This is a genomic window from Stenotrophomonas sp. AS012628 (assembly GCF_010608305.1).
GTDB classification, from domain to species: Bacteria; Pseudomonadota; Gammaproteobacteria; order Xanthomonadales; family Xanthomonadaceae; genus Stenotrophomonas; species Stenotrophomonas geniculata.
On the sequence record NZ_VMBJ01000135.1, the window covers coordinates 1 to 271 of the forward strand.

Genomic DNA, 271 nt, shown 5'->3' on the forward strand with positions numbered 1-271 from the left:
GTGCATCCCCCTCGCAGCGGTTTATCCCGGCGAGCGCAGGGCGGATGATGCTGATCGACGCCGCTCTGCGGCATTTCTCGAACGGAAGGTGCAGCATGAAAATCGCCCTGATCGGCGCCACCGGCCACGTCGGCCACTATTTCCTCAACGAAGCCCTGCAACGCGGCCACGCGGTAACCGCCCTGGTCCGCGACCCGAGCAAGCTGGCGGCGCGCGACGGCCTCTGCGTAGCGCAGGCGGACGTCAGCGACCCGGCCCAGGTGGCCAGCGC

General features: G+C 69.0%; 1 protein-coding gene. It reads left to right on the forward strand.

Features of this window, described 5'->3' with window-relative positions:
- Positions 1-95: 95 nt before the first annotated feature.
- The coding region (locus tag G5A07_RS21295; protein ID WP_191863980.1) for an NAD(P)H-binding protein at positions 96-271 on the forward strand (176 nt) is incomplete at its 3' end.